6 protein-coding genes and 1 other RNA gene are annotated in these 6642 nt (G+C 66.7%); 5 read left to right on the top strand and 2 right to left on the bottom strand.

Translation table 11 applies throughout. The annotated features are described in order from the left end of the window. Positions 1–295: 295 nt before the first annotated feature. Together ACFO3A_RS11635 and cysK are read right to left on the bottom strand one after the other, a co-directional pair. Positions 296–655 carry a DsrE/DsrF/TusD sulfur relay family protein gene (locus tag ACFO3A_RS11635; protein WP_377726494.1) on the bottom strand — a complete coding sequence of 120 codons (360 nt, stop codon included), beginning with the start codon at positions 653–655 and terminating at the stop codon, positions 296–298. A 150-nt stretch (positions 656–805) separates the two neighbouring features. Next, complete coding sequence (cysK, locus tag ACFO3A_RS11630) at positions 806–1726, bottom strand: cysteine synthase A (RefSeq protein ID WP_377726493.1); 921 nt, start codon at positions 1724–1726, stop codon at positions 806–808. Positions 1727–1853: 127 nt separating this feature from the next. On the opposite strand from cysK, the gene rnpB reads away from it, so the two are divergent. From rnpB to ACFO3A_RS11605, 5 genes are all read left to right on the top strand, one after another. Further along, an RNA gene (rnpB, locus tag ACFO3A_RS11625) (RNase P RNA component class A) lies at positions 1854–2247 on the top strand. Positions 2248–2431: 184 nt separating this feature from the next. Further along, positions 2432–4090, top strand: coding sequence for an MBL fold metallo-hydrolase (locus tag ACFO3A_RS11620; protein ID WP_377726492.1), 1659 nt, complete (start codon positions 2432–2434; stop codon positions 4088–4090). 21 nt (positions 4091–4111) lie between these two features. Continuing rightward, the gene (locus ACFO3A_RS11615; protein ID WP_377726490.1) at positions 4112–4873 is read left to right on the top strand and encodes an RNA pseudouridine synthase; all 762 of its coding nucleotides are present in this window, start codon (positions 4112–4114) and stop codon (positions 4871–4873) included. Positions 4874–4943: 70 nt separating this feature from the next. After that, positions 4944–5651, top strand: coding sequence for a DUF484 family protein (locus ACFO3A_RS11610; protein ID WP_377726488.1), 708 nt, complete (start codon positions 4944–4946; stop codon positions 5649–5651). Continuing rightward, positions 5638–6642 carry a tyrosine recombinase XerC gene (locus ACFO3A_RS11605; protein ID WP_377726486.1) on the top strand — a complete coding sequence of 335 codons (1005 nt, stop codon included), beginning with the start codon at positions 5638–5640 and terminating at the stop codon, positions 6640–6642. The genes ACFO3A_RS11610 and ACFO3A_RS11605 overlap by 14 nt, the downstream gene beginning before the upstream one ends.

Here is a 6642-nt window from a genome sequence, read left to right as displayed (position 1 = left end):
TATTTTGTATTGTTCGACGGATTGCCTCCGTCGTCCTGGCGCTCCCGTGCAGAACCTGGCCCATAGCGCTTCCTTCCATTCAAGGGAAAAGATTGCACCATTAAAACCTGGGATCAAACATCTAAGCGGCATCAGCATGGAAAGCGCAGACAGCAGCGGCCAGCGCACCAAAGAACGCCTGTCCACCTACCGCTACGACGAACGGGGCCGGGCCATCCTCAGCACCCAAGGAGCGCCCCCAGAGGGCACCCCCGGCCAGGAGCAAGTCACCCGGCAATACCTGGCCCCCACGCTTTTAAAACGTCAGCACCTTGTCCGCCGCCATGATCCAGTCGGTCAGTTCGGTGAGGTTGCCGATGGCAGTGCCGGGCAGCAGCGGCAGGTCGATCAGGCCCCGGTTCTGGGCGCAGGTACGGCACACGCGCACGGTGGCACCGGCGTCGATCAGCATTTCCAGGTGGTTTTGCAGGCCCTTGCCACCCTGGCCGTCGTTTTGACCGGGCAGGGCCAGGACGACAGCGTCGGACATCAGGAATACGGTGACTTCGGGCTGTTCGTCGTGTGCGGCCAGCATGTTGGCGACGCGCAGGGCCGACAGGCAGCGTTCGCTGCCATAGGGCGCGGCGTGGATGACGATGGCGATTTTCTGGGGCATGGATTTTTCCTTTTCTGAATGGCCGCGTTGAGCGGCGGATGAACCGGGGAGGGAAAAGTATAGGCAAGCCGTGCAGCCGGTGACAGACAAGAAGCCGCCATAAAAAAACCGCCACGAAGGCGGTCAAGGGAGGGAGTCGGAAGAATCGGGTCAGGCGGTGGGCAGGAAGCCTTCGACGGACAGATAGCGCTCGCCCGTGTCGTAGGCAAAGCCCAGGATGCGGCTGCCGGGAGGCAGTTCGGGCAGTTTTTGCGCGATGGCGGCCAGGGTGGCGCCGGAGGAGATGCCCACCAGCAGCCCCTCTTGCGCGGCGGCGCGGCGGGCGTATTCGCGGGCGGCTTCGGCATCGACCAGGATGGTGCCGTCCAGCAGGCTGGTGTCCAGGTTCTTGGGGATGAAACCGGCGCCCAGGCCCTGGATGGCGTGCGGGCCGGGGGCGCCGCCGGAGATCACGGGCGATTCTTTCGGCTCCACGGCAAAGACTTTCAGATCGGGGTACTTGGCCTTGAGTACGCGGGCCACACCCGACAGGTGCCCGCCGGTGCCCACGCCGGTGATCAATACGTCCAGCCCCTCGGGGAAGTCGGCCAGCACTTCCTGTGCGGTGGTGCTGGCGTGGATGTCGGCGTTGGCCGGGTTGTCGAACTGCTGGGGAATCCAGGAGTCGGCAATCTGCGCGGCCAGCTCCTCGGCGCGGGCGATGGCGCCTTTCATGCCCTTTTCCTTGGGGGTCAGGTCGAATTTGGCGCCGTAGGCCAGCATCAGGCGGCGGCGTTCGATGCTCATGCTCTCGGGCATCACCAGAATCAGCTTGTAGCCCTTGACGGCAGCCACCAGGGCCAGGCCCACGCCGGTGTTGCCGCTGGTCGGCTCGATGATGGTGCCACCGGACTTCAAGGCACCGGACTTTTCTGCCGCTTCGACCATGGCCAGGGCAATGCGGTCCTTGATCGAACCGCCGGGGTTGCTGCGCTCGGACTTGATCCAGACCTGGGCGTTGGGGCCCAGGATGCGGTTCATGCGGATGGCCGGGGTGTTGCCAATGGTTTGCAGAATGTTGTCAGCTTTCATGGGGGCTCCAATCAGGGGGCGGTAGAACGATGGGAAGCATTGTGGCGCAGCCATTCCTATAAGCAACCATATGAATATGACTGGCACAGATAAGCTGCCCAGGGTTTGCCCGCATAATTGCGCCCGTGAAGCCCACCAGACCGCCGCCGGTGCAAGTGCTGAAAAGCCGCACTGGAGGAACGTCCGGACTGCACAGGGCAGCGTAGCAGCTAACGGCTGTCCACCGCGAGGTGAGGATCAGAGCAACAGAGACGAGTTCGAGCGCAGCAGCGTCCGTCACGGGGTGTTCTGCGGTTCGCCGACGCAAGTCGGCGCGGCGCAGCCACCTCGGGCGCGAAGCGCACGAGGTGAAACGGGCAATCTCTACGCGCAGCAACACCAAGTAGGCACACGTTGACGGGGCCCCCGGAGTGTGCGGGTAGGTGGCATCGAGCCGGTGGGGCGACCCCCGGCCAAGAGTAATGGCGGTCACGTTTGGGCGACCAGACGCACAGAATCCGGCTTATCGGTGGGCTTCACACTTTCGTTTTTTTATATTCAGGCGCTTGTTTTCAAGCGCCTTTTTTTCGTCTGCGGGGGGCCGGGGTGAGCGCTGGCAGTGCAGTGGCGACATCTGTGTCGGGTGAAATCAGGGATCTGTACCTATTGAAGCGAAGGTGACTGCACAGGCAGCTTTTGTACCCGTGTTGGCCAAATAATCTTCCCATGCGACCCGAATACGACGTTTACCCTGCCTGCCCGCCTGTGCCTTTGCGTGATGCGGCCACCTTGCTTCTGGTGCGCAGCAACCCCGCCGATGGCTGGGACGTGCTGATGACGCGCCGCTCTGCCCAGGCCAGTTTTGTGCCCGGCGGCTATGTGTTCCCCGGCGGCGGGCTGGAAGCACAGGATGGGCACGACGATCTGCCCGTGCTGGCCCGCCCGGCCATGCCCGCTGCCGAGCGCCAGGCTGCCATTGCTGCCGTGCGCGAAACTTTCGAGGAGATGGGGCTGCTGCTGGCCGTGCATGCCGATGGCCGCCCGGCCACCCAGGCCGATGTGGAGGCCCTCGACCGCAGCACCTCGCTGTGGCCCCAGCTGCTGGCGCGGGGCCTGCAGCTGGACTTGCGTGGGGTGTGGCTGCTGGCGCACTGGACGGCAGACCCGTGCGTGCCCAAACGCTTTGCCGTGCCGTTTTTCGTCGCCCTGGCCCCGCAGGGGCAAATTCCGGTGGCCGATGAAAGCGAACAGTTCGAACCGGTCTGGGTCGCGCCCCGGCAAGCCCTGCAGCAGCACGCCGAGGGGCAGATGCCGATGATTTACCCCACCGTGCGCACGCTGGAGCGCCTGGTGACCTACCCCGATGCAGAGGCGCTGCTGGCGGCGGTGCAGGGCGGCCCTTTGTGGCGCAGCATGCCGCGCTCGGGCCGCTTGGGCGGCAAGGAATACCGCTGCATGGAAGACGACCTCGCATACGGCGAACTGGCCCTGCTTTGCCCCGACGGGCAGGGACGGCATGCACTGGACTGGCAATCGGCGCAGGCGGTGGCACTGCGCAAAAACGTGCTGCGCCTGACCGCACCGAACCCGGGCGTGATGACCGGCCCCGGCACCAACAGCTATCTGATCGGTGAAGCCGCCACGGGCTTTATCGCCATCGACCCGGGGCCGGATGATGCGGCCCACGCCCAGCGGCTCTGGGATGCGGCGGGCGGGGATATCCGCTGGATTGTCTGCACCCATTCCCACCCGGACCACGCTCCCGGCGCCTGGCTGCTGCAGGCGCTGTGCGCCAAGGCCGCCGGCGTGAAGCCCCCGGTGCTGGGCCTGCCCAGCGGCCCGGGTGCCCCGGCGCACAGCCAGTTCCAGCCGGACGAACTGCTGCAAGATCAGGAGCTTGTTGCGCTGACTGGAAAAGGGGAAAACGGCAAAATTACCCATACCCTGCAAGCGCTGCACACCCCGGGCCACACCCAGAACCACTTGTGCCTGCTGCTGGTGGAAGACGGCCTGCTGCTGACCGGCGATCACATCCTGAGCGGCAGCACCACCATCATCAATCCCCCCGACGGCAATATGGCCGACTACCTGGACAGCCTGCAGCGCCTGGATGCCGTATGCGCCGAACATGCGGTGCAGTTCCTGCTGCCCGCGCACGGCTACGTGCTGGGCCAGGCCCGCCAGGTGATTGCCCGGCTGACCGCCCACCGCCTGGCACGAGAGGCCAAGGTGCTGGCCGCCATGCGCCAGGCCCCGCAGGGCGGCGCAGAGGATTGGGTGGCGCTGGCGTATGCCGATACGCCGCAGGCGCTGTGGCCGCTGGCGCAAAGAAGCCTGCTGGCGCATGTCGAGCGGATTCGGGCGCTGGGGCTGCTGGCCGCGTAAAAATCGCCTTAAGCTTGGCGGATGTCGGAAAACCACCCTCCTGAAAACACCGCCCCCGAAGTGGGCGAGCGCCTGGCCAAGCGGCTGGCCCGCCAACTGGCCTGCTCGCGCCGCGAGGCCGAGCTGTATGTCGAAAACGGCGCCGTGCTGGTCGATGGCCAGATCGTCGAAGCCCTGAGTACCCGTGTGCTGCCCGGGCAGCAGGTCAGCGTCGCCCCGGGCGCCCGCGCCCTGCCGGTGCCGCCGGCCACCCTGCTGCTGCACAAGCCCGCAGGCTTCACGGTGGGCGAGGGCCAGCCCAGCGCCTGGAGCCTGCTCACGCCCGAACGCTGGCAGCAAGGCCCGATGCCCGCGCCGATCAAGGTGCTGAAAAAACATTTTCAGCATCAGACCCCGCTGCTGACCCTTCCCATACCGGCCAGCGGGCTGACGGTGTTGTCCCAGGACGAACGCATTCTGCGCAAGTTGACGCAGGATGCCCTGTTCGTCGAGCAGGAATGTATCGCCCAGGTGCGCGGCAAGATCGCCCCGGACGGGTTGCAGCGCCTGTGCGACGGCAGCGCCATCCCCGGCAAACGCCTGCCGCGCATCAAGGTGAGCTGGCAGAACGAGCAGCACCTGCGCTTTGCCCTGCAAGGCATCTTCCCGCACGAGATCGAGGCCATGTGCGCCGGCGTCGGCCTGCAACTGGTCGGGCTCAAGCGCCTGCGCGTGGGACGCATTGCCCTGGCCGGGCTGGCCGAAGGGCATTGGCGCTATTTGCAGCCCTGGGAGCGGTTTTGAGCGGCGCCCGGTGGGCGGCTTGGTCATAATCCCCGCATTTCGTTTGTCTTTCTCTTGCACAGGCTTGCCCATGCACACCAACGACTCCCCCGTTTTTGACGATCAGCAGGTTGCCGACTATCTGCTGCGCACCCCCGCTTTCTTTGAACACCATGCCGAGTTGCTGACCCGCGTGCAGCTGCGCAGCAGCCATGGCCCGCAGGCCGTGAGCTTGCAGGAGCGCCAGGCCGAGTTGCTGCGCGAGAAAATCCGCGCCCTGGAAGGACGGCTGGCCGAGGTGGTGCGCCACAGCAGCGAGAACACCAGCATCGCCCACAAGATTCACCGCTGGAGCTGTACCCTGGCGGGCGTGCCCGATGCGCGGGCGCTGCCCCACGTCATCAGCGAAGGCCTGCAAAAAGAGTTCGACGTGCCCCAGGTCGCCATGCGCGTGTGGCAGGTCGCCGGGCCGTTCATGGGCCTGCCCTTCACCCTGGGGGTGAGCGACGACGCCAAGGCCTTCGCCTCGTCGCTGACCATGCCGTTCTGCGGCCCCAACCTGGGGTTCGAGCCGACCACCTGGCTGCCCAATCCCGACGAAGTGCAATCCCTGGCGCTGCTCACGCTGCGCGAAGGCCCCAACGACAGCCAGACCCCGGCCTTCGGTCTGCTGGTGCTGGGTTCGCCCGACCCGCTGCGCTTCGATGCCACCATGGGCACCGACTTTCTCGCGCACATCGCCGAACAGGCCAGCGCCGCTCTGGCACGGCTGCGCGTAGGCAGCGGTGGCAACGTCTGACCGTGTTCCTGCCGATGCCGCCCTGGTGCCGGCCTACCTGCACCATGTGGCGGTAGAAAAGCGCCTGGCCGAGCGCACCGTGGCTCTGTACGCCGACGGGCTGCAGCGCCTGCTGGCCTGTGCCGCGCAACAGCAGCTGGATGTGTGCGCCTTGCAGCCGCAGCACCTGCGCAGCAGCGTGGCCCAGTGGCACAGCCAGCGCATCAGCAGTGCCACGATGGCACTGTGGCTGTCGTGCTGGCGGGGGTTTTTCCGCTGGGCAGCGGCCCAGGGCCGGGTGGCGGCCAATCCGGCGCAGGGGCTGCGCCCGCCCAGGGCGCCCCAGCGCCTGCCCAAGGCGCTGCCCGTCGATGCGGCGGTGCAGCTGGCGGCATTTCGCCCGGCGCAGCCAGCCGACCCGTGGCAGGAGGCCCGCGATGCGGCCATGACCGAACTGCTCTACAGCAGCGGCCTGCGCGTGAGCGAACTGGTGGGCCTGGACGTGCAGGCCAGCGGCCAGGCCCGGGGCTGGGTGGATGCCCCGGAAGCGCTGGTGCAGGTGCTGGGCAAGGGCGACAAGCGCCGCAGCGTGCCCGTCGGCCCCCCGGCCCTGGCGGCCCTGCAGCATTGGCTGGCGCTGCGTGCGCAGCCGTTCGGGGCGCAGTGGCCGGAGGTGGCCTTGTTCGTCGGCGTGCGCGGCAGGCGTCTGAGTGCGGCCCAGGTGTGGCAGCAGCTGCGCCAGCGCAGCAGCCAGGCCGCCCTGGCGCAGCCCGTGCATCCGCACATGCTGCGCCATTCATTTGCCAGCCATCTGCTGCAATCGAGCGGGGATTTGCGGGCGGTGCAGGAGCTGCTCGGGCACAGCAATATCCGCACCACGCAGGTCTATACACGTCTGGATTTTCAGCATTTGGCCCAGGTGTACGATAAGACCCACCCCCGGGCGCACCGGCCCCGGCAAGCGGCCGACGAGCGCGGCGCCCCTCCCCCGATCGAACCCAAGGAGCATTGA

It is taken from the genome of Comamonas nitrativorans (assembly GCF_042654765.1).
Classification (GTDB): Bacteria; Pseudomonadota; Gammaproteobacteria; order Burkholderiales; family Burkholderiaceae_C; genus Comamonas; species Comamonas nitrativorans.
This window is presented reverse-complemented; position numbering and strand designations above follow the sequence as displayed.

What these genes read in the sequence shown, in the direction of transcription:
- ACFO3A_RS11635 (WP_377726494.1), bottom strand. Translation starts at nt 655, where the DNA reads ATGCCCCAGAAAATCGCCATCGTCATCCACGCCGCGCCCTATGGCAGC.
- ACFO3A_RS11620 (WP_377726492.1), top strand. Translation starts at nt 2,432, where the DNA reads ATGCGACCCGAATACGACGTTTACCCTGCCTGCCCGCCTGTGCCTTTG.
- ACFO3A_RS11615 (WP_377726490.1), top strand. Translation starts at nt 4,112, where the DNA reads ATGTCGGAAAACCACCCTCCTGAAAACACCGCCCCCGAAGTGGGCGAG.
- ACFO3A_RS11610 (WP_377726488.1), top strand. Translation starts at nt 4,944, where the DNA reads ATGCACACCAACGACTCCCCCGTTTTTGACGATCAGCAGGTTGCCGAC.
- cysK (WP_377726493.1), bottom strand. Translation starts at nt 1,726, where the DNA reads ATGAAAGCTGACAACATTCTGCAAACCATTGGCAACACCCCGGCCATC.